This window comes from Aeromonas molluscorum (assembly GCF_051376105.1).
Taxonomy (GTDB): Bacteria; Pseudomonadota; Gammaproteobacteria; order Enterobacterales; family Aeromonadaceae; genus Aeromonas; species Aeromonas molluscorum.
On sequence record NZ_JBPQCY010000001.1, the window covers coordinates 1,072,122 to 1,092,326 of the forward strand.

Annotated in this window: 18 protein-coding genes and 2 pseudogenes; 7 read left to right on the forward strand and 13 right to left on the reverse strand. The window is 60.7% G+C overall.

Features of this window, described 5'->3' with window-relative positions; all coding sequences use genetic code 11:
* Together ACSMDR_RS05060 and ACSMDR_RS05065 are read right to left on the reverse strand one after the other, a co-directional pair.
* Positions 1-1,485 (reverse strand): sugar ABC transporter ATP-binding protein, encoded by a 1,485-nt coding sequence (locus ACSMDR_RS05060; protein WP_005902313.1) that lies wholly within the window; start codon positions 1,483-1,485, stop codon positions 1-3.
* Positions 1,486-1,541: 56 nt separating this feature from the next.
* Positions 1,542-2,621, reverse strand: coding sequence for a substrate-binding domain-containing protein (locus tag ACSMDR_RS05065; RefSeq protein WP_005902311.1), 1,080 nt, complete (start codon positions 2,619-2,621; stop codon positions 1,542-1,544).
* Between the two features lie 250 nt (positions 2,622-2,871).
* Between ACSMDR_RS05065 and ACSMDR_RS05070 the strand changes: the two genes are divergently transcribed.
* Together ACSMDR_RS05070 and pgl are read left to right on the forward strand one after the other, a co-directional pair.
* On the forward strand, positions 2,872-3,639 hold the full coding sequence (locus ACSMDR_RS05070) for a helix-turn-helix transcriptional regulator (protein ID WP_005902309.1): 768 nt from the start codon (positions 2,872-2,874) through the stop codon (positions 3,637-3,639).
* 311 nt (positions 3,640-3,950) lie between these two features.
* Positions 3,951-4,964 (forward strand): 6-phosphogluconolactonase, encoded by a 1,014-nt coding sequence (gene pgl, locus ACSMDR_RS05075; RefSeq protein ID WP_436467418.1) that lies wholly within the window; start codon positions 3,951-3,953, stop codon positions 4,962-4,964.
* Positions 4,965-5,055: 91 nt separating this feature from the next.
* On the opposite strand, the gene ACSMDR_RS05080 is transcribed toward pgl, so the two are convergent.
* From ACSMDR_RS05080 to ACSMDR_RS05095, 4 genes are all read right to left on the reverse strand, one after another.
* On the reverse strand, positions 5,056-5,622 hold the full coding sequence (locus ACSMDR_RS05080; protein ID WP_005902305.1) for a lipid-binding SYLF domain-containing protein: 567 nt from the start codon (positions 5,620-5,622) through the stop codon (positions 5,056-5,058).
* A 106-nt stretch (positions 5,623-5,728) separates the two neighbouring features.
* Positions 5,729-6,466, reverse strand: a complete 738-nt coding sequence (locus tag ACSMDR_RS05085) for a dienelactone hydrolase family protein (RefSeq protein ID WP_436467420.1) — start codon at positions 6,464-6,466, stop codon at positions 5,729-5,731.
* Between the two features lie 156 nt (positions 6,467-6,622).
* Entirely contained in the window at positions 6,623-7,861 is a 1,239-nt protein-coding gene (locus ACSMDR_RS05090; RefSeq protein ID WP_436467422.1) for a uracil-xanthine permease family protein, read from the reverse strand.
* 302 nt (positions 7,862-8,163) lie between these two features.
* On the reverse strand, positions 8,164-9,879 hold the full coding sequence (locus tag ACSMDR_RS05095; protein ID WP_436467424.1) for an NAD-dependent malic enzyme: 1,716 nt from the start codon (positions 9,877-9,879) through the stop codon (positions 8,164-8,166).
* A gap of 337 nt (positions 9,880-10,216) precedes the next feature.
* Between ACSMDR_RS05095 and ACSMDR_RS05100 the strand changes: the two genes are divergently transcribed.
* The 4 genes and pseudogenes from ACSMDR_RS05100 to ACSMDR_RS05115 all read left to right on the forward strand — a co-directional run bounded on the left by ACSMDR_RS05100 (position 10,217) and on the right by ACSMDR_RS05115 (position 13,653).
* Positions 10,217-10,804, forward strand: a complete 588-nt coding sequence (locus tag ACSMDR_RS05100) for a TMEM175 family protein (RefSeq protein WP_005902296.1) — start codon at positions 10,217-10,219, stop codon at positions 10,802-10,804.
* A 287-nt stretch (positions 10,805-11,091) separates the two neighbouring features.
* The gene (mobA, locus tag ACSMDR_RS05105; RefSeq protein ID WP_436467427.1) at positions 11,092-11,736 is read left to right on the forward strand and encodes a molybdenum cofactor guanylyltransferase MobA; all 645 of its coding nucleotides are present in this window, start codon (positions 11,092-11,094) and stop codon (positions 11,734-11,736) included.
* Positions 11,733-12,224 (forward strand): annotated as a pseudogene (gene mobB, locus ACSMDR_RS05110) (molybdopterin-guanine dinucleotide biosynthesis protein B); the annotation flags it as partial. The gene mobA and the pseudogene mobB, both read left to right, overlap by 4 nt.
* Before the next feature lie 367 nt (positions 12,225-12,591).
* On the forward strand, positions 12,592-13,653 hold the full coding sequence (locus ACSMDR_RS05115; RefSeq protein WP_436467429.1) for an FUSC family protein: 1,062 nt from the start codon (positions 12,592-12,594) through the stop codon (positions 13,651-13,653).
* Positions 13,654-13,704: 51 nt separating this feature from the next.
* Here ACSMDR_RS05115 and ACSMDR_RS05120 read toward each other — a convergent pair whose 3' ends face one another.
* Together ACSMDR_RS05120 and ACSMDR_RS05125 are read right to left on the reverse strand one after the other, a co-directional pair.
* Complete coding sequence (locus ACSMDR_RS05120; protein WP_436467431.1) at positions 13,705-15,072, reverse strand: HD-GYP domain-containing protein; 1,368 nt, start codon at positions 15,070-15,072, stop codon at positions 13,705-13,707.
* Positions 15,073-15,147: 75 nt separating this feature from the next.
* On the reverse strand, positions 15,148-15,705 hold the full coding sequence (locus ACSMDR_RS05125; RefSeq protein WP_436468199.1) for a DUF3332 domain-containing protein: 558 nt from the start codon (positions 15,703-15,705) through the stop codon (positions 15,148-15,150).
* A 266-nt stretch (positions 15,706-15,971) separates the two neighbouring features.
* On the opposite strand from ACSMDR_RS05125, the gene ACSMDR_RS05130 reads away from it, so the two are divergent.
* Positions 15,972-16,520, forward strand: coding sequence for a cytochrome b (locus tag ACSMDR_RS05130; RefSeq protein WP_005902510.1), 549 nt, complete (start codon positions 15,972-15,974; stop codon positions 16,518-16,520).
* Here ACSMDR_RS05130 and ACSMDR_RS05135 read toward each other — a convergent pair.
* The 5 genes and pseudogenes from ACSMDR_RS05135 to bufB all read right to left on the reverse strand — a co-directional run bounded on the left by ACSMDR_RS05135 (position 16,517) and on the right by bufB (position 20,191).
* Positions 16,517-16,922, reverse strand: a pseudogene (locus ACSMDR_RS05135) (GNAT family N-acetyltransferase). The gene ACSMDR_RS05130 and the pseudogene ACSMDR_RS05135 overlap by 4 nt on opposite strands.
* A 50-nt stretch (positions 16,923-16,972) precedes the next feature.
* Complete coding sequence (locus ACSMDR_RS05140) at positions 16,973-17,956, reverse strand: D-2-hydroxyacid dehydrogenase family protein (RefSeq protein WP_436467433.1); 984 nt, start codon at positions 17,954-17,956, stop codon at positions 16,973-16,975.
* 139 nt (positions 17,957-18,095) lie between these two features.
* Positions 18,096-18,533: a DoxX family protein gene (locus ACSMDR_RS05145; RefSeq protein WP_005902502.1), complete on the reverse strand. Its 438-nt coding sequence runs from the start codon at positions 18,531-18,533 to the stop codon at positions 18,096-18,098.
* 22 nt (positions 18,534-18,555) lie between these two features.
* Entirely contained in the window at positions 18,556-19,356 is an 801-nt protein-coding gene (locus ACSMDR_RS05150) for an HvfC/BufC family peptide modification chaperone (protein WP_436467436.1), read from the reverse strand.
* A complete protein-coding gene (gene bufB / locus ACSMDR_RS05155) occupies positions 19,349-20,191 on the reverse strand; it encodes an MNIO family bufferin maturase (RefSeq protein WP_436467438.1) in 843 nt (280 codons plus the stop codon). The genes ACSMDR_RS05150 and bufB overlap by 8 nt, the downstream gene beginning before the upstream one ends.
* Positions 20,192-20,205 lie beyond the last annotated feature (14 nt).

Consider the following 20,205-nt stretch of genomic DNA (forward strand, 5'->3'; position numbering starts at 1 on the left):
TCATTGAACCGCCGCCAGCAGCGTCTCTTCATTCATTCGCCGCCCTTCAAGGCAGGCGACGATGCGTCCCTTGTTCACCACATAGATGAGGTCGCAGAAGCTGGCGACCTCGGCATATTCACTGGACACGAAGATGGCGCCATTGCCGGCGGCGACATAGCTGTCCACTATCTTCATGATTTCGTATTTGGCATGGATGTCGATGCCGAAGGTGGGATCGTCGAGCAGCAGCACCTTGGCCTCGGTGGAGAGACACTTGCCGATCACCACCTTCTGCTGGTTACCGCCGGAGAGAAAGCGCACCGACTGCTCGGGACCGCTGGTCTTGACCCCCAGACTCTTGATCTGGGCACGCACCATGGCGTCCCCCTTGGGTTTGTCCAGGCTCAATCCTTGGGAGAGTCGGTCATAGGCGGCCATCAGCATGTTGTCGGCCACCGAGAAATCGAGCACCAATCCCTGACTGCGCCGCTCCTCCGGCACCATGTTGATCCCCAGGGCGATGGCTTGCTTGGGGGAGCGGATCCGCACCGGCTCGCCATTGATGCGGATCTCGCCGCCCTGAATGGGGGTCAGACCGTAGATGGCTTCGAGGATCTCGGTGCGACCGCTCCCCAGCAGCCCCGCCAGTCCCACCACCTGACCCGGCATCACCTTGAGGGAGATATCGTGCAGTTGTGAATTCGACACCCCGTCCAGCTCGAGCAGAGGCAGGGCATCCACGGCAGCTCCCGAGCGTGGCCAACTCAAGCTGGTGTCCCCCTTGCTGCCGAGCATGGCTTCGACCAGGGCTTCGACACTGGTGTTGCTGGTGTTGGTGGCAAGCACCGTATGGCCGTCACGCAGCACGGTCACGGCGTCGCAAACCCGCATGATGTCGCTCAGATAGTGGGTGATGTAGATGATGGACATCCCCTGCCCCTTGAGGGTCGCTATCACCTTGAACAGCTCGTTGATCTCATTGTTGGACAGTGATGCGGTCGGCTCATCGAGCACCAGGATGCGGGCATTCTGGGCCAGCGCTTTGGCTATCTCGACGAACTGCTGCTGGCCGACGCTCAGGCGCCCCACTTCGCAGTTCGGATCCAGGTCGACACCCAGCATGGCAAGCAGCGGCGCGGCGCGGCGTACCCGGTCACGGTTGGAGATGATTGCCCCGCGCTCGCCGCCTCCCGCCAGGAAGATGTTGTCGGCCACCGACAGGGTCGGCACCAGGCTCAAGTCCTGATAGACCATGGCGATCCCCTCGGCCTGGGCCTCTTTGGGGGTCGTGAAGCGACAAGGTTTGCCAAACAGCAGTACCTCGCCACCATCCCGACCATGAAAACCGTTGAGCAGCTTGACCAGGGTGGATTTGCCCGCCCCGTTCTGGCCGACAATGGCATGCACCTCGCCACGCTTGAGGCTAAACGACACATCCTTGAGCACAGGGATGCCGTCAAACCCCTTCTTGATGCCACTCGCCTCTATGGCGTACAGCTCCATGTGATAACTCCTTCCATGAGATGGGGCAGGTAGCCGCCTGGCGACTACCTATGGGCTTACTGGCTGAGAGCCTTGGTCACGGCGGCAGGTGGATCCCGACGCAGCGCCTGTTGCCAGGCCTCGGCCAGGTTGTCACGGGTGACCGCATCGGCGGAGACAGTGACGAAGGGGGGAGTTTGTTCCCCCAGCTTGGCGAGTGCTCCCATGGTGGCCAAGGTCTGGCCGAGATCGTAGGGCAGGTCGGTCACTATGCCGGCCACGTTGCGGCCCTTGGCCATGTCCAGGGCATTGGCGGCGCCCAAGTCCATGGTGATCACCTTGATGTCGCTGCGCCCGGCGGCGCGGGTTGCAGCCACGACCCCTTCGGCGATGGAATCCCAAGGGGCATAGATGGCCTGGATGTCAGGGTGCTGGGTGATGAGCGCCGAGGCGACAACCTCGCCATCATTGGCATTGGCGATGCCCTGCTTGGCCAGGATCTGGACGCCGGGGTGGTGCTTGGCCAGATTGGTCAGCACCGCCTGATCCCGTTGATTGGTGACGTAGTAGTTCGCCTCGTGGTAGATGAAGCCTATCTTGCCCTGCTCGCCGACCGTCCTGGCCAGCATGTCGGCCGCCAGGCCACCCATTTCGAACAAGTCATCGGTGACGATGCCGGCGTAATCCTTGCCATATTCAAAGCCCGTTGGCAGGTTGCTGATCAGCACCAGCTTGCTGCCCTGCTGAACCGCGGGACGGAAGGCGGCGGCGCCGGAGACGGGATCGACCACCAGGGTGAGAATGATGTCGGGAGCCATGGCCATCACGGTTTCCACGTCCGTCTTCTGCTTGTTGGCATTGAACTCGGCATCGGTCACGGCAACCACCTTGACGTTCAGGTCCTGGAATTTGTCCTTGGCCCCCTTGATGAGCGCGCTCGACCAGTCCGAGGTGGTGTGCATCAGGATGGCGGCCGTGTAGTTCTGCGCCTTGACCTTGTCTTGCTGGACAGTGGTGAGTGTTACCTGGGTATAAGGGGTCGGCTGTTCACCATTGGGCCCCAGGGTAGTGGTCGCCTCGGCGGCCTGAGCGCCATTGCCGAGCAGCATGGCGGCGGTCAATCCCGCCAGTAAAAAGTGTGAGCGTTTTGCCAACATGGTATTCTCCCTATATCCATTGAGTGGTTACTAGGTATTATCTAGGTGTTTTATAGTCTGTAATGAGATAAACCTCACTAAAGAGCGCGATGTTTTTGCGATGCAGCTCACAATACGTTTAATTTTTGTTAATTAATGGCAAGAAAAAACCTGGGTGCCTGGGTATTGGCTGAATGAGCCGAGCACAACAGCAGGGATGGATAAAGGTGAAATACGGGGCCCGATAACGAGATGCAGAACTGGAAGGAACATGAGTAACAAGCTGACCCCCATAGACGAGCAGGGGCTCTGCCATCAACTGCTGGCGCGCAATGATATCTATTTCATCAGCTTCGATGAGCAGGAGCAGGTGGTGGCATCCAGTTATCCGGTAGACACCCTGACCCTCAACCGGCTCGACGACCTGGTGTTCCTGGTCGGCCCTGACTACCTGAAGGCCATACGCCAGCGGATCCGGGGCAACCTGCCCGCCCTGCATTTCGAGATCCTCAACCTTGCCTTCGAGCTCTTTGCTCACGATGGGGCAAGCGGCTCCCGCAGCTGGTGTCTGCAGATCAAACCGAGCGATAGCCAGGATGCCTCCGGCATAGAACAGGATCACCGCCTCATCAACGAACTCGGCCACTCCCTGGCCGCACTCAGCGGCACTGAGGGGGCGGCCCCCGGCGAGCAGCATCAGCAGCTGATCGCCCGCCACCTGCCCGAAGTGGAACAGAAACTGGCCCAGATCCAGGATCCGGCCCTGAAGATGTGCCTGGAGCTGATCCGCACCAGCATGGAGAAGAGCCTGCGCAGCCTGCAGGAAGAGGGCAACCAGCGCCTGCTGGAAGTCCTGACACCCTCGGAGATGCAGGTGGCCGAGTTTATTCGCAGCGGCATGTCCAGCCAGGAGATCGCCAGCGCCCTCAATGTGGCGCGCAAGACGGTGGAGAACCATCGCAACAGCGTGCGTATCAAGCTGGGTCTGGCCAATCGCGGGGTCAATCTGCGCAACTATCTGCTCAGCCTGGAGAAATAGTGCGTGCGGTAACAAAGTCGGGTCTGGCCAAGCGCGAGGTCAAGCTGCGCAACTATCTGCTCAGCCTGGAGAAATAGTGCGTGCGGTAACAAAGTCGGGTCTGGCCAAGCGCGAGGTCAAGCTGCGCAACTATCTGCTCAGCCTGGAGAAATAGCGCGTGCGGCAACAAGGTCGGGTCTGGCCAGGCGCGGGGTCAATCTGCGCAACTATCTGCTCAGCCTGGAGAAATAGCCTGCTGGGCGACTGATACAACCGCCCACTTCGTCTGAAAAATAACCCTATGATGGGCGTCAGCGCATAAGGAAAGTACAATGCAACAAGTCGTTTATGTCGCCAATCCGGTCAGCGGATTGATCCATGTCTTTGCGCTGATGGAGGAAGGGCTGGTGCCGCTGCAACAAGTGCAGACCGGGGGTGAAGTGCAACCGCTGGTCATCAGCCCGGACAAGCGCTGGCTCCATGCGGGGGTGCGACCTGACTTCATGGTGCAGAGCTATCCCATCCAGACTGATGGTCGACTCGGCGAACCGAGCTCGGCTCCCCTCGCGGGCAGCGCCTCCCACACCTGCACCGATGCGCAGGGCAGACTGTTCTTCGCCGCCTCCTACGCCTTCAACCACGTCAGCGTGTCCCCCATGAATGCCGCCGGTCGGGTGCAAGCGCCCCACCAGCGTATCGACGAACTGATGGCCGCCCACTCGGTGACCCTGCTGACCGATGATCAGGGTCATCAGGAGCTGCTGGTCGCCTGTCTCAAGGAGGATCTCATTCGCCGCTTCACCCTGGGTGACGATGACCTGCTGGCCCCCCATCCCCTTGGCGACATTCACACCGCAACCGGCGCCGGGCCACGTCACCTGGCGCAACACCCGACCAATGGCGATATCTATTGCCTGAACGAGCTCGATGGCACCCTCAACCGCTATCACAGAGAGGCGGATGGGCACATCCGTGCGAGGGAGAGTCTGGACATGCTGCCGGCAGGCTATGAGGGCAATCGCTGGGGAGCTGACATCCATTCGACGCCGGATGGGCGTTTCCTCTATACCAGCGAGCGTGCCAGCAGCCTGCTCACCCTGTTCGGTATAGACCAGGAGACCGGCGCCCTGACCCCCCTCGCCCACTTCCCGACCGAGCCGTGCCCCCGTGGCTTTGCCATAGACCACAGCGGGCACGCGCTGATTGTGACCGGGCAGGATTCCCAGGATGTGGCCCTGCACCGCATCGAGCAAGCGACGGGGCAATTGAGCCTCGCCTCCCGCCAGCCGGTGGGCAAGGGGGCCATGTGGGTGAGGGTATTGAACCTCGACGGATGCCCCGCCTGAGCGCCCGAGGCTCACGCGGCCTCAGTCGCCACAAAAACAGGCGGCGCTCAGATCGAGCGCCGCCAGCGGGAAAGATCAGCCAACCCGGCGACTACTTGCCGTTGAGATCATCATCCGGCCAGTATTTATAACCCTGCATGGTGGCCTGCACCGCGACCCCCTGCTCGGTGAGCTGGTACATTTTCACTTTCTGGAAGTCGGCATTGGCCGCCTCGCTGACTACCACTTTGCCATCATCGGCCGACTTGGCAGCCAGATCTGCCTGGGCGCTCGCATCGAAGCCGGTCGTGATGAAGCGATCCAGCGCTGTTGTGTCGTTGAAGATGATCAACGCCTGGAATTTCTTGATGCCCATGCCTACCCCCATCCCCGCCGTAGCCATATTCATATAGGTGTCACGACCGGTACGATTGTCACGAAGCACGCCATAGCCGCTGCCCGCGCTGAGCAGCAGCAGGTTGTTGTTCACATTGGTAAAGACTGCATAGCCCTTGGATCTCGTCACTTCCTGCCTGATGTTGGGATCCTGCCCATACAAGGTGGATAGCGCCTGTTGACGCATCTGTTGAATACTATTGCGCTGCTCGGCCGGGGTATCCCCCTTGGCTCCGCAGCCAGCAAGCAGCAGCACCGCTAAAATCTGAATCCATGGACGCATATCATTACTCCTTCCTATCTCACCTGCGGGATGGCCAGAGCGCCCTTCTCCCATGCCAGCATGGCGTCGGAGACAAACTGACCTCTTGTTAACCACCACGTCCCCTCTAACCTTTGGTCACCTCGCTCAAAAACTCGGTCAAGCGCTGCCAGGATTTGGCATCGGCGTCGGCACGATAATTGGGGCCGCCAAAGACGCTGAAAGCATGGGGGGCACCGCTGTAGCTGGTCGCCTCATGGGTCACACCGGCCGCCTCCAGCTCTCCTATCAACGTGGCAAAATCTTTCAATGAAACCGACTGATCCGCGCTGCCATGCTGGATAAGCAGGCTCGCCTTGGTCTGTTTGTAGCCCTGCTCGGGGGGCGTGGTCAGGCCGCCATGAACGCTCACTATGCCCTTGAAATCGGCGCCACTGCGGGCGAGTTCCAGCACGGCTGCGCCGCCAAAGCAGTAACCCAGCGCCACCACATTGTCGAGACGCCACCCCAATCGCCGTGCCTCGCCCAGCGCCGCCATCAGCAATTTGCGCATCCTGGGTCTGTCCTGATAGAGCGCGGCGGTGAGTCGCTTCTTCTCCTCCATCTGGGTCGGGCGCACACCGGCACCAAACAAGTCGACGGCAAACACGTTATAACCCAGCGCCGCCAGCATCTCGGCGCGTTTGACCTCATAGTCGGTCAGACCGTCCCAGTCATGCACCAGCAGCACCAGAGGAGCCTGCTTGTCGCTGCCAAGGTAGAACCCCTCGAACCCTTGACCATCGACGTCATAACTGACCGGGCCCGCCTGACTCGCACCGCCCCATACCAGCCCGAACAGTGCCAGAATCCATGCCATCTTCATCGCCTTCTCCTTGTTAGCCCATTGCAACTCACTGCGCCCCTGATTGTAGCCGCTCAAAGAACAAGCCCGCGGGCCTTGAGCCCTTGCCGTCCCGGCCAATAGAAAGAGGCCACCCCGGGGTGGCCTCTCATGGGCTGTCTAGCAACGGACGCTGGCTTAATCCTTGGCCGACGCCATCGCCCCCTCCTGCGAGTGGGCGGGCAGGATCAGGTTGAGGAGGATGGCGGCAATGGATGCCAGGCCCACACCGGCCAGGGCGAAGTCACCAATCTTGAGCTCGAGCGCCCCCACCCCGACCGTCAGGGTCACACCGACGATGGCGATGTTGCGAGCCAGACCTAGATCGACCTTAGACTCAATCAGAGTCTTGAGACCGATGGCAGCAATGGATCCGAACAGCAGCAGCATGATGCCGCCCATGACCGGCATGGGAATGGAGGTGAGCAGGGCGTTGAACTTGCCGAAGAAGGCCAGAATGATGGCAAACACCGCAGCCCAGGTCATGGTGACCGGGTTGAAGTTGCGGGTGATCATCACGGCGCCAGTCACTTCGGCGTAGGTGGTGACGGGAGGGCCACCGATGAAACCGGCGAAGCAGACACCGATGCCGTCACCGGCCAGGGTGCGATGCAGGCCAGGATTCTTGGTGTAATCCTGGCCGGTCACGCCGCCGATGGCGAGTACGCCACCGATGTGCTCTATGCAAGGCGCGATGGCAACCGGCAGCATGAACAACGCCGCAGCCCAGTTGATTTCAGGTGTCTCGAAATGAGGCAGCGCCAGCCAAGGCGCATTGGCCATGCCCTCAAAGCTCACCTGCCCCATCAAGATGGCCGCCACATAGCCGGCAACCACACCGGATAGGATGGGGATCAATTTGATCCAGCCCTTGCAGAACACGGCGGCAATCAGGGTGACCGCCAGGGAGATACCCGCCAGGATGAGGGCGGTGTTTGGTTCTACGACCTGGTCACTACCGGCACGACCCATGGCCATGTTGCACGCGACCTGGGCGACGGAGAGACCAATCACCATGATAACCGGGCCAATGACCACAGGGGGCAGCAGCTTGTGCACAAAGCCCATGCCACGCACGCGGATCAGCGCCGCCAGGATGAAGTACATGAAACCGGCGGCGAACAAGCCGAACATGGTGGAGGGCAGACCCCAAGTCTGGGTGGCATAGATGATGGGAGCAATGAAGGCGAAGCTGGAACCGAGGAATATCGGCACCTGACGGCGGGTGCAGAGCTGGAACAGCAGGGTTCCCACACCGGCACCGAGCAGGGCCATGGCGGGATTCAAACCGGTGAGCAGGGGCACCAGCACCATGGCACCGAAGGCGACAAACAGGATCTGCAGCCCGGCGACACTTTGCTTGACTAAGGAAAACATGAGCGTCCTTACGATTTTGACGACTGAGGGTGATATTTCACACTTTTCAATCATCACTACATATTTTCAAGGCAGGGTTGACACAAAAAAGCATCAATTTTTACCTTTTACTGCTTGGGGAGGGCGTGAAACTAACCTTTTAGGCGGGATTCGTTGCTACAAGCATCGAGGATGCGATTTTACGCACATTTCTGGCAAATTCCAATCGTTTGCCTAAGGGATAAATTTTTATTTGTCTATTTTGCGAGCCTAAAAAGAAACAGGCGACCCCAAGGTCGCCTGTTTTGACACGGATAACGCCTCTATACACGGCGATAAGGCAGGTAAGTCGGCTCCCACATATGGTTGAGGATATGCTGTTCCAGATCCTGGCCAATCAGCGGATGGGTCGGATCCCGGCGCACTATGTCTTTGAGCACGGCGGTGGCAACCCGCACCGAGATGGCGCGCAGGTCGCGGATCGGGGGGAAGACGGTACCCCGCGCCAAGTCGGCTTCACTCACGCACTCGGCCAGGGCGAAAGCGGCCGTGGTGAAGATGTCGGCGCCGAGCTCCTTGATTTGGCTGACGATGGCCGCCAGCCCCACCCCAGGGAAGATGAAGACGTTGTTGCCCTGACCGATGCGATAGCGTTCCCCTTCATACTCGACATCGGCAAAGGGACTGCCGGTGGCGACCACGGCGCGCCCCTGACTCCAGCGATAGACATCCAACGGCAGCGCCTCGCAATTGGCGGTCGGGTTGGAAAGGGGGAATACCATGGGCTTGGCCGAATGCTCGAGCATCAGCTGGATATGTTCTTCCTTGAAGGCACCACCCACACCGCTGGTGCCGAGCAGTACGGTCACCGGCACATGGCGCAACACGTCGGTGAGGCTGGCTCGGCCAGGGGCCTCGGTGTCCCACTCGGCCAGCAGGGTGCCCGACTTGGCGTAACGCCGCTTGTACTCATCGAGCCCTTCACGGTTGTCACACACCAGCCCCTGGGTATCCAGGATATAGATGCGATCGCGCGCCGCCTGGGGATCCAGCCCCTCGCGAATGAGGCCTGCGCAGATCTGATCCGCCACCCCGACCCCGCCGGCTCCGGCGCCATAAACCAGATAGTTCTGCTGGCCCAGGGTCTCCCCCTTGACCTTGACCGCCCCTATGATGCCGGCCAGCACCACGGCCCCCGTGCCCTGAATATCATCATTGAAGGAGGGTTGTGTCTGCTGATAGCGGGCCAGGTTGTTGAAAGCATTGGACTTGCTGAAATCCTCCCACTGCAGCACCGCATTGGGGAAGTGGCGCTGGACCCCGGCGACGAACTTGTCGATGAAGTCGTCATACTCCTTGCCACGAATGCGCTTGTGGGGCTGCCCCAAGTACATGGGGTCGTCCAGCAGCGTCTGATTGTCGGTGCCCACATCCAGGGCAATGGGCAGGCAGCAAGCCGGATGAATACCGGCGGCCAGGGTATAGAGGGAGAGTTTGCCGATAGGGATGCCCATGCCACCCACCCCCTGATCGCCGATGCCAAGAATGCCCTGGCTGTCGGTGACCACTATGATGCGAATGGCCTTGCCATCGAAATGGCGCGCCTGGGAGCCCATGTCCTCGACATTCTGCGGGGTGATGTAGAGGCCGCGCGCCTTCTGGAAGCGGTGGCTGAACTCCTGACACGCCTTACCAACGGTCGGGGTGTAGATGATGGGAGTCATCTCCTCGACGTGCAGGGAGAGCAGGGCATAGAACAGGGTCTCGTTTCTGTCTTGCAGCGCGCGAAGATACTGATACTTCTCTATGTCGCTGCAGGCGCTTTGAAAGCCTTGATAGACCCGCTCCAGCTGGGCTTCGAAGGTCTGCACCTGAGGCGGCAGCAAGCCGTCCAGATCAAAGTCAGCCCGCTCCTGTTCGGTGAAGGCCGTACTCTTGTTGAGGTAGCGGTTGTTGAGCAGGTCGGTGCCGGTGAGGGAGACGGGGCGAAAAGCATTGCCTTCTGCATCTTTCCAGAGCAGATATTGTCCAGTAGCCATAGTCATTCTCTTTGATACGTGGGAAGCGCCATTGCGGCGAAGGAGTGAGACGCACAATACGAACAATCATATAACTTTTGCCCCATGCTTTTTGTGAAGCCGGGCATAAAGTCGCTTACCCCGCCCTGCCCTCCCATCCGGCAAACTCTGTTCAGCGGCTAAGCTCAAGGGGCCCGGCCCGGGCTGCCTGACAGGGTGCCCATGACGACCCCAGGCGGATCAGCACGCTTGCCCTACGGCAAGCGCGCCATCAGCGGCAAAACACCTTATGGCGGTACGCTGTTCCTGCCCCGGCCACCAGGCTCAGATGCCAGACCATTGACTTTAAGGAGCCCAAATGGGAAGCAATCGACTGGAAGCGTTCAGTGACGGCGTCATCGCCATCCTGATAACCATCATGGTGCTGGAACTCAAGGTGCCTCACGGCGCCAGCTGGCAGGCTCTCACTCCCCTGCTGCCCGTGTTCCTGAGCTATGTATTGAGCTTTCTCTACCTGGGCATCTACTGGAACAATCACCACCATATGCTCCACACCTGCCGTCGCATAACAGGCCCCATTCTCTGGGCCAATCTGCACCTGCTGTTCTGGCTATCCCTGATCCCCTTTGCCACCGGCTGGATGGGGGAGAACCACTTCGCCAGCCTGCCGACTGCGCTCTATGGCATGGTGCTGCTGATGACGGCCATCGCCTACTTTATCCTGCAAGCGTTGATCATTGCCTCTCAGGGGGCCAACTCACTGCTCAAGCGGGCGCTTGGCGGCGACTGGAAGGGCAAGATATCTGCCTCCCTCTATTTTTGCGCCATAGCGGCCGCCTTCTGGGCCCAGTGGCTGGCCCAGCTCCTCTATCTGCTGGTCGCCCTGATCTGGCTGGTGCCGGATAGCCGCATCGAGCGCATACTGGCAGATAGCGAGACGACATGACGCCCTCCCAAACTCGCCATCCATCATTATCAAAGGGAGCCCGCTCGCCCTTTGTCCTGAAAAGTCACCCGCCACCGTCAGGGGCCGAGGCCATCGAGATTGACCTGGATCACCGCGGGACGGGGTATATCCGGTTATAAATGCCGTTGCCCTGATGACCCGCCTGACGCAAGATAAAAGCCGCGTCCAAGTGGTTCGCAGCCGCTGTCGCCTCGCCGCTGCCAGCGGCTGTGGTGCCCCGACGGGCCCGCGGCCCGACTCACTTTCACCCAGTCTGATAGAGCGACATGACGCCAGAAATCGAAACCAACACTGATAACGTCCCCGTCTCTGCCGTGATCCTGGCCGGTGGCCGCGCCACCCGCATGGGCGGCGAGGACAAAGGCTGGGTGCCTTTGGCGGGCCAACCGCTCATCGAGCATGTGCTGGACAGGTTGCGACCCCAGGTGGACGAGGTACTGATCAACGCCAACCGCAATCAGGCACGCTACCAGGCCCTGGCCCCCGTCATCGAGGATGGCAACCACGACTTCCTGGGGCCCTTGTCCGGTATGCAGGCAGGCCTTGCGGCCGCTCGCCACGATTGGGTACTGTTCGTCCCCTGTGACGGGCCTGCGCTGCCGCTGGATCTGATGAGCCGTTTTCGGGCCGCACTGACGCCAGCCACCAAGTTGGTGGTGGCCCATGATGGCAGCCATCTGCAGCCCGTGGTCGCTCTGCTGCACCGCTCCTTGCTCCCTTCCCTGCAACAGGCGCTGGCAACGGGGGAGCGCAAGACTGGCCGCTGGTTTGCCCGACACCAGATGGTGGCAGTGAGCTTTGTCGATCAGCCCGATGCCTTCATCAATCTCAATGACAGTGTCGAACTGGCCGCCTATGAAACGCGTCTGCTGCGCGCGAACGCCCCCTTGGCGGGAGGGACGCGGTCATGACAGTCACTCCGCTCCCCTTACTTGGTTTCGTGGCCTGGAGCGGCACCGGCAAGACCACATTGCTGGAACGGCTCATTCCCCTCCTGAATCGGCGCGGTCTGCGACTGGGGGTACTCAAACATACTCATCACGACTTCGACATCGACCAGCCGGGCAAGGACAGCTATCGCTTGCGCAAGGCCGGAGCCAGTCAGGTGATGGCCGCCTCCAGCATGCGCCATGCCCGCATCGTCGAAACCCCGAATGGGGAAGCCCGCTTTTCCGATCTGCTGGCCAGCTTCGATTGGGAGATACTCGATCTGCTGCTGGTTGAAGGCTTCAAGCATCAGCACTTCCCCAAGATAGAGCTGCATCGCGGCGCCATTGGCCGACCACTGCTGTTCCCGGATGACCCGGATATAGTGGCGCTGGTGAGCGATACCCCCAAAGACACAGCCCTGCCCCAGTTCAACGTTGACGATCTGCCCGCCATTGCCGACTTCATCTGTGCCCGGTTGACCGTGCCCCGCGGTGACGATGGCAAGGCGCCATCGCTGGCAGCGCCCCATGATGCCCGCTCAGCAAACCAGGGCATTCATCGGCAGCCGCTGCGCCTCATGGCCCGGGTCATGACAGACATCCCGGGCCAATGCACAGGGGAGCAGCCAGGCCATGCCACGCAGGACGCCAGTGGTACCCTGCAAGTAGAGCCTGCCAGTGCCCTGCTCGCAGCCAACTGCCTCATCGAGACAGACCCGGCCCAATCGACCACCGGGGTAGGCGAGCGGGTATGGATCCACCCACTCCCATGACCCATGGCCTGAAACCGGCGATGCGGCCGAGAGAGCGTATCAATCTGACCATGAGACGATGCCCTTGCGCCTGAATGCCCCCCTCTCCCGACTCGATCTCTTGATCTATGGCCGCTACCGCCTGGTGCACGGCCTGCGCATTGCACTGGCCTTCACCCTCACCTTCCTGCTGACCCGTGAACTCAAGCTGCCGGAGAGCACCTGGCCGCTCATCACGCTAGTGGTGGTGATGGGTCCCATCTCCTTCTGGGGCAATGTGTTGTCACGGGCCCTGCAACGGGTAGTCGGCACCATCTTCGGGGCGGCCTGTGGCGTGGTGGCGCTCTATCTGGAGCTCTACTCCCTGCCGCTGACCCTGATTTGGTGCAGCTGCATCATGTTTCTGTGCGGCTATCTGGCACTCGGCAAACGCCCCTACGTCGGCTTGCTCATCGGCATCACCCTTGGCGTCACCATGGGGGCCATGCCCGGCGACATAGAGACGGCGCTGTGGCGCAGCGGCGATGTGATCCTCGGCTCCCTGCTGGCGCTGCTGTTTTGCAGCATCTATCCCCAGCGCGCCTATAGCCACTGGCGGCTGCAGATGCATGACACCCTGCTCCAGGCACACCGCCTCTACCACACCCACCTCTCCCCCAATATTCTGGAGCGGCCAAAGCTTGCCCAGAGCCACTCCCGGCTGCTCTCCAAAGTGGTCAGTCTGCGCCCCTTGCTGACCCCCGCCGTCAAGGAAACCCGTCTGAACAGCAGCCTGTTTGAAGCTATCCAGACCTCAATGCGCAACACCCTCTGCATCCTGGAGATGCTGGCCAACACCTATTGGAGTGATCGCCAGAGCCACTTCCTGATGCAGAGCACCCCGGCGCTGCGTGACTGTCAGCGGGCCACCGAAGCGGCGATCACCCAGCTCGCGCTCATGCTCAAGAGCGGTGAGCTGCAAGAGGCCGAGCACGCCATCGTCCTGCTACATGATGCAGTAGCCCAGGTTCGGGGGAGTGGCGAAGGAGACGCGGCCATCAACGGCTACCTCTGGCTCAACCGCCAGCTCATCGATCAGCTCAGCCACTTGGGGCGCTTGCTGGGGCTGGTGCTGCAGCCATACGCCAGCCCCTCGGCGCGAAAATGAAAAAGCCCCGCAGAAGCGGGGCTGGTCAGCGAGTAGGGATTGATGACGGGATCAACTCGCCTGCGGCTGTTCAGGGCTGAGGTAGATGGAGAAATCCTGGATCCCCGCCTGCAAGGCGGCGAAACAGTCGGGATCGATGGCACTGCCCAGACTCTCCTCCATCATGGCCAGCGCTCTAGGCACCGGAATGGCATCCCGATAAGGACGCTTGGCAGTGATGGCATCGAAGATGTCCGCTGTGGTGATGATGCGGGTCTCCAGGGAGATCTGATCTGCCGTCAGCCCCTTGGGATAACCCTGGCCGTCGAGACGTTCATGATGAGCACCCGCCACGCTGGCCAGCTCGCCGAAGGCGCCGATGCGCCCCAGTATCTCTTCTGTGTAGGCGGCATGCATCTGCACCGCTCGCCACTCCTGCGCATCGAGCTTGCCCGGCTTGTCGAGCACGGTATTGCTCACCCCCAACTTGCCGACATCATGGAGCAAGGCGGCTCGCTTTAGCCAGCGCCGGCGGGGTTCTGGCAGGCCTAGCTGGGTCGCCAGAATATCGGCATAGAGCGCGACCCGGCTGCTGTGTCCTGCGGTGTAGGGGCTCTTGGAGTCCACGACCTGACCGAATGCGGCGGCGATCTCGTCCAGATAATCCTCATCCAGCGTCACCTCGCTCTCCCCGGCCGGGTGGCCAAAGACCCGATCACTTAGCTCGGGCGAGGCCAGCCCCTGCCAGAAAGCGTCATCGGCCAGTTGTTCAAAACAGAGCACCAGGGCTGGGTCGAACCAGGTACCACTACGCGAGCGGATCTCGGCCAAGGCAGATGCACTCCCCGCCGAGGCATGGAACACATCCACCACCTGACAGAGCAAGGCTATCCGGGAAAACAGCGGGATCGCAGATCCCGCCAGCCCCTCGGGGCGTCCTTTGCCATTCCAGTGCTCATCGAGAGAGAGGATGCCATCGGCGACCCCATCACTGAAGCGCAATTGACGTGCTATCTCGGCGCCGCGATGACAACGGGTATGGATCAGCTCATGGGCTATCTGGTCGCCGTTGCGAAAGATGTGAAACAGGCTGCGAAAGCGCCCAAGCAGGTTGGCCTCCAGCCCGGTATGGCCGAGCACAAAATTGACCACTTCGGACAGGGAGCCATCAACTAATTTGAAATCGCGTTTGAATTGGTGATCATCGGTCAGATAGAGGGCACAGATGCGCGCCGCATTGCTGCTGCAACCGAGATCCTTGAGCAGGAGTGTGTAGTAAAGATCGTGCAGTTCACAGGCGCTGAGCCCCAAGGCCTCCCCCAGCTGGCAGCCTATCCAGCAACAGCGGATGCAATGCCCTCTGGGTTGTCCCTCTGTCATGTCGAGTGCATGGCTGAGGGAGCCCATCAATTCCGATAATTGGAGACCCTGAATGGTCATAAGCGACTCCCCTAGCCCGCAGGCAATATGCGACGAAGGGAGCATATTACACCGGAATCTGCACCGGTTGAGCCATTATCCCAGGGAATGTTGCCCCGCAGCCAGTCGGCCCAAGTCGGCTTGGGTCAACGTCGAGACCAGGCGTCCCTGATAGTAGAGATCGACCACATCGTCCCGACGCTGGCCTCGCATCGTGCTGCGGCTGCCATCCTCATAGTGCAGCTCCATCAGGGCGTTGTCGGCATCCGGGTAGCTAATGTCCATGCTGCGCACTCCGCTGGGCAGGCTCGCCAGGGGAACTGTCTTGAGGGCGCCATCCAGGTGCTGGTTCACCTTGATGGCCGCATCCACCTGATGGTCGACCAGCGCAGGAGACTTGCCCGTAATGGGGTTGGTACCGGACCAGAACTCCACCGTATTGAAGATGAAGAGGTCCGCTGTCGCTGCCAGGCCATAGACGGGAGAGAGCAGCACGAAGACACCGGCGCGGCCATAACGGTTATCCACCACCTTGAGGTTGCCTTTGGTCACCATGGAGGAGAGCCCCATCTGCCCCATGCAGCCGCCAAGCCCCAGGGTGCCCATCGCCAGCAGCAGCGACAATGCTACCTTCTTGCCTGTCTGTTGTGCCATATCCGTCATGTCCGCCATCTTGAATAATCAAAAGGCGGCCAGCCTAAACAAGGGGGGAGATGGCCACAATCGGCAAGGGGGGTTCAGTACAGGCAGGGTTCAGTTTAGCGGTGCGATCGCGCAATGAATCGACAATGGCAGGGGATGACGCTCAATCACTGATGGGTATTTGTTTCAAGCAGAGCCGGTTGCCCTCTTTTCTACTGCCTCCAGGAGGCGTAACCTTGCAAACTGTGCGGGCAAATGCCCCTTGCTGAGGAATCCCTATGCCTAGCTCCGTCAATCCACGCTATCACAGGATATCTATCCTGCTCCACTGGGCCATGTTGTTACTGATCGCCGCCGTCTATGCCGCCATGGAGCTGCGGGACCTCTTTCCCAAAGGCAGTGAGGGGCGTGATGCCATGAAGGAGTGGCACTTCATGCTGGGGTTGCTGGTATTTGCCCTGGTCTGGATCCGGCTGCTGGCTCGCCTGCTGTTTAGCCGCCCCGCCATTACGCCGCCGCCCGCCAGATGGCAGCAACAGTTTGCCAAATTGGGCCATCTTGCACTCTACGGCCTCATGATAGCGCTCCCTCTGCTCGGGTGGTTGCTGCTCAGCGCCGGCGGCAAACCCATCCCCTTCTTTGGCCTCTCTCTGCCTGCGCTGATCCCGGCAGATAACGCACTCAAGGGATCCATCAAGGAGTGGCACGAGACACTGGCCACGCTGGGCTACTTCCTGATAGGCCTGCATGCCCTGGCTGCTATCTATCACCACCATGTGCTCAAGGACAACACCCTGACCAATATGCTGCCGGGTAAACGCAGCTAACCCGGCTCCCGTTCCAGATAACCAGGATGGCCCACGAAGCCGGCCCGCTCATAGATTGGGCGGCCGGTATCGCTGGCATGGAGCCAGAGCTTGCCAAACCCGCGCTGGTCGGCATAGGCGGTCATGGCATCGGCTAGCCAGCCCCCGCTTGCGCCAGGCCGGTCTGGTATACATGTTGAGCAGATAGGCTTCCCTGCCCGCCAGATTGCCGGGATAAGGGGGCCTCTCGAACAGGGTCAGGCTGCCCACCGCCAGCAATCCGCTGGCCGCCTCTTCATCCTCGGCCACCCAGGAGATGAGCCTGCCCTCGGCCATGGCGCGACTGAAATAGTCGACGCTGGCCTGATGCTGCGCCTCCTCCTGCCCACCCAACGCTTCCCCCAGCTCGATAAAGAGCGCCATGCGCAGCGCCACCAATGCAGGGATGTCGGCCAGAGTGGCCTGACGGCCCCTCACTTTCTTGTCTCCCAGCCACAACCGGGGTTAGCCATGTTGACCGGCGCCCCCGCGGCAAACGCGAGCAGGTTGTCAAAAGCCTGCCCCAGATAGAGTTCGTAGCTGTCGCGAGTCACATAGCCCAAGTGGGGTGTGCCTATCACATTGGTCAGGCTGAGCAAGGGATCCTGGCTCGATGGCTCGCGCTCGAACACATCGAGAGCGGCAAAACCGGGCCGTCCGGCGCTGAGCGCACAGAGCAAGGCACCGGGAGCCACCAGTTCGGCCCGGCTGACGTTGACCAAGAGGGCATCAGGCTTCATCAGCGCCAGATCTGCACCAGTAACGCAGTGGCGGGTTGCCTCGCACAATCGCAGGTGCAGGCTGAGCACATCGCTCGCGAGAAACAGCGCCGCTTGACTCGGCGCCGCCCGATAACCTGCGCTGCGGGCTTGGGCGCGGGACGCCTCACTGCCCCACACCAGCACCTCCATGCCAAAGGCCTGACCGAAAGCCGCAACCCTGCGTCCTATCTTGCCAAACCCCCAGATCCCCAAAGTCAGGCCAGCCAAAGAGCGACCCAGCCCCAGGCTGCCGCTATCTTGCCAGCGCCCCTGTTGCAGCCCCTGCCAATAGGCGGGCAACTGACGGCTCGCCGCCAATATGAGCGCCCAGCACAGCTCGCTGGGCGCCACCGGTGAGCCATTTCCCTCCACGACCAGGACCCCATGGCGACTACAGGCAGCCAGATCCAGATGCTGGCTGACCTTGCCTGTCTGGCTGATCAGCCGCAACCGGGGCAGCTGTGCCAGCAGGCGTTCATCGATCTCACTGCGCTCACGGATCAGCACCAGGGCATCGAACGGACCTAGCCGCTCAACCTGCTCGGCCTCGCTTCGGGCTGGATCCCGAAACAGTGTCACCTCATGGTCTGCCAGCTTGGCAAAACAGGTCAGCTCGCGCGCGGCCTCCTGATAGTCGTCCAGTATGGCTATCTTCATCCCTGCTCCCCGGGCCCTCGCCCATAAAAATGCCGGCCAATGACCGGCACCATGGTGCATGAAAATATTCCCATTTAGCAATGTGACTCGCCGGTGGCCCAAGTCACCAAAGAGGCGAGACTTCCGGTTGGTTGCCGCCTCATCGATGCCTGGTGAGCCAGCGATCCAGCGAGAAGGGACCCGCACCCCACACCAGCAAGGTCAGCAACATCCACCCCCATAACTGGTGATCGAAGAAACCACTCGGCCACAGGGTCGGATAAGAGATGACAGCGATGATATTGAAGCCAAACAGCAACAAGGCGGCGGGTCGGGTCAGCAGGCCGAGGAGCACAAGCACGGGGATCAGCAACTCGGTGGCCGTCCCCATATAAGCGGCCCACTGCCAGGGCAGCAAGGGCACCTGGTATTCGAACTCGAACAGATAGAGGGTCGAATCCCAGGCATTGAGTTTGAGCCAGCCCGAACGAAAAAAGGCCTGGGCGACCCAGAGACGCGCCAGCAACAATACCCAGCCCGACAGGGCTCCCTGCCAGCGCTCGGCCAGTTGTTGACCACGTACAATGAGATGTTCCATCCGATGATTCCTTTCTGTTTTCCTATTGAGCGCCAGGGCCCGACTCGGCGCCGAGTGAAAATGACACCAACAGGCCTTGCGTGACGAGTTGTGGCAAAAGGGCGCCAGGCGGTAGCTCGCCATCGAGCTCTGCCAAGGGGATCCCCTGGCGGCAAGCCTGGAGCAATTGATACTGCGCTTCGTCAAGCGCCAATGGGATGACGCTGAAGTCAGGCTGTTTTTGCAATGCGAGCCAACCGGGCTGCAGCAGCTGGGCGGGCGTCTCGGCGTCTGCCAATGCCATCCGCCACAGGCCGACCACGTCGGCGCTAACCGACAGCAAGACAAGATTGCTGGCAACCAGCAGACGTACCCTGTCCCACTCATCCGGCGCCAACGCAGCCAGCGCCTCCGCTGGCCATTGGCGATGCTCGAATGGCAACAGGCTCGCGCGTTCCAACTGCCACTCGAAACGAGCCAATTCTGTCAACCAGGGCAGATGCGCCGTGGTCGGCAACGCCTCGAGCCAGTCGGCGAACCCTGCGCCATAGCCAGTCACACTGCCCTCTCCTGGCGGGTTGGCCAGAATGAAACCACGGGCAGCGGCGGCAAAAAAAACCTCCCCCACCATGACCTGGGTCGCGGCATAACTGATGGAGAGCACATCGGTGAGACTGAGGATGAAATTGTTGCGATAGACCTGCAGCAAGGCCTCGGGAGGAAAACGCCCTTGCTGGAGATGTGCCGCAACCTCGTTTGGCTCGCCGAGCAGACTGGCGGCAAATTCCCGCTGCAGCGCCCCGACAGATCCTGAGTCAGATCGATAGCCAACCTGCTCAGACATGGTGATTCTCCTGGCGCCGAACCATGGCAAGCTCTGCTATCTGGCTGGCCTTGTCGGCTTCGGCGATCAACACAGAGAGCGCCGGGATCTCGAGATCCCATTCAACGAGGGTCGGTATGCTGCGCCTGGCGCAGATAGCGCGGTAGAGTGCCCAGACGGGTTCCACCACGGGGCAACTGTGGGTATCTATGTAAAGGTTGCCCTGTTCGAGTGCCTTGTCGGTGAAGCCGGCCAGGTGGATCTCTTTGACCGTCTCGAGGTCGATGGCTGCCAGATAATCCATGCAACTGAAGCCATGATTGAAGGCGCTGACATAGAGGTTGTTGAGATCGAGCAAGAGGCCACAGCCACTGTGCTGCTGCAGTTGTGCCAGGAAGTCCCACTCCGGCATACCCTCTGCAAATTGCAGATAGGATGAGGGATTCTCGATCAGCAATTCGCGCCCCAGCTGATCCTGCACCGCCTTTATCTTGTCACTCATCTGAGCCAAAGCTGCCCGGGTGTAGGGCATGGGTAACAGATCATTGAAGTAACGGCCATCCACACTGCCCCAGCTCAAATGCTCAGAGATCCGCACAGGCTTGATTGCCGTGACCAGGGCCCGCAACCGGGCAAGATGGCCCTCATCGAGGGGATCGCTCGAGCCCAGGGACATGCCGACGCCATGCAGACTTATGGGGTAGTGCTCGGCCAACTGGTTGAGTACATGAAAAGCCCGGCTGTGGGGCTCAAAATAGTTTTCGCTGTGAACTTCCAGCCAGCCAATATCGGGGCGTTCTGCCAGCAGAGTCTGGTAGTGACGGGCGCGCAGGCCAATTCCGATGGAGGAGTGCATTAACCCTGTCTCCC

Excerpts from the sequence above, each read along its gene's own strand:
- ACSMDR_RS05060 (WP_005902313.1), bottom strand. The coding sequence starts at position 1,485 with ATGGAGCTGTACGCCATAGAGGCGAGTGGCATCAAGAAGGGGTTTGAC.
- ACSMDR_RS05065 (WP_005902311.1), bottom strand. The coding sequence starts at position 2,621 with ATGTTGGCAAAACGCTCACACTTTTTACTGGCGGGATTGACCGCCGCC.
- ACSMDR_RS05070 (WP_005902309.1), top strand. The coding sequence starts at position 2,872 with ATGAGTAACAAGCTGACCCCCATAGACGAGCAGGGGCTCTGCCATCAA.
- pgl (WP_436467418.1), top strand. The coding sequence starts at position 3,951 with ATGCAACAAGTCGTTTATGTCGCCAATCCGGTCAGCGGATTGATCCAT.
- ACSMDR_RS05080 (WP_005902305.1), bottom strand. The coding sequence starts at position 5,622 with ATGCGTCCATGGATTCAGATTTTAGCGGTGCTGCTGCTTGCTGGCTGC.
- ACSMDR_RS05085 (WP_436467420.1), bottom strand. The coding sequence starts at position 6,466 with ATGAAGATGGCATGGATTCTGGCACTGTTCGGGCTGGTATGGGGCGGT.
- ACSMDR_RS05090 (WP_436467422.1), bottom strand. The coding sequence starts at position 7,861 with ATGTTTTCCTTAGTCAAGCAAAGTGTCGCCGGGCTGCAGATCCTGTTT.
- ACSMDR_RS05095 (WP_436467424.1), bottom strand. The coding sequence starts at position 9,879 with ATGGCTACTGGACAATATCTGCTCTGGAAAGATGCAGAAGGCAATGCT.
- ACSMDR_RS05100 (WP_005902296.1), top strand. The coding sequence starts at position 10,217 with ATGGGAAGCAATCGACTGGAAGCGTTCAGTGACGGCGTCATCGCCATC.
- mobA (WP_436467427.1), top strand. The coding sequence starts at position 11,092 with ATGACGCCAGAAATCGAAACCAACACTGATAACGTCCCCGTCTCTGCC.
- ACSMDR_RS05120 (WP_436467431.1), bottom strand. The coding sequence starts at position 15,072 with ATGACCATTCAGGGTCTCCAATTATCGGAATTGATGGGCTCCCTCAGC.
- ACSMDR_RS05125 (WP_436468199.1), bottom strand. The coding sequence starts at position 15,705 with ATGGCACAACAGACAGGCAAGAAGGTAGCATTGTCGCTGCTGCTGGCG.
- ACSMDR_RS05130 (WP_005902510.1), top strand. The coding sequence starts at position 15,972 with ATGCCTAGCTCCGTCAATCCACGCTATCACAGGATATCTATCCTGCTC.
- ACSMDR_RS05140 (WP_436467433.1), bottom strand. The coding sequence starts at position 17,956 with ATGAAGATAGCCATACTGGACGACTATCAGGAGGCCGCGCGCGAGCTG.
- ACSMDR_RS05145 (WP_005902502.1), bottom strand. The coding sequence starts at position 18,533 with ATGGAACATCTCATTGTACGTGGTCAACAACTGGCCGAGCGCTGGCAG.
- ACSMDR_RS05150 (WP_436467436.1), bottom strand. The coding sequence starts at position 19,356 with ATGTCTGAGCAGGTTGGCTATCGATCTGACTCAGGATCTGTCGGGGCG.
- bufB (WP_436467438.1), bottom strand. The coding sequence starts at position 20,191 with ATGCACTCCTCCATCGGAATTGGCCTGCGCGCCCGTCACTACCAGACT.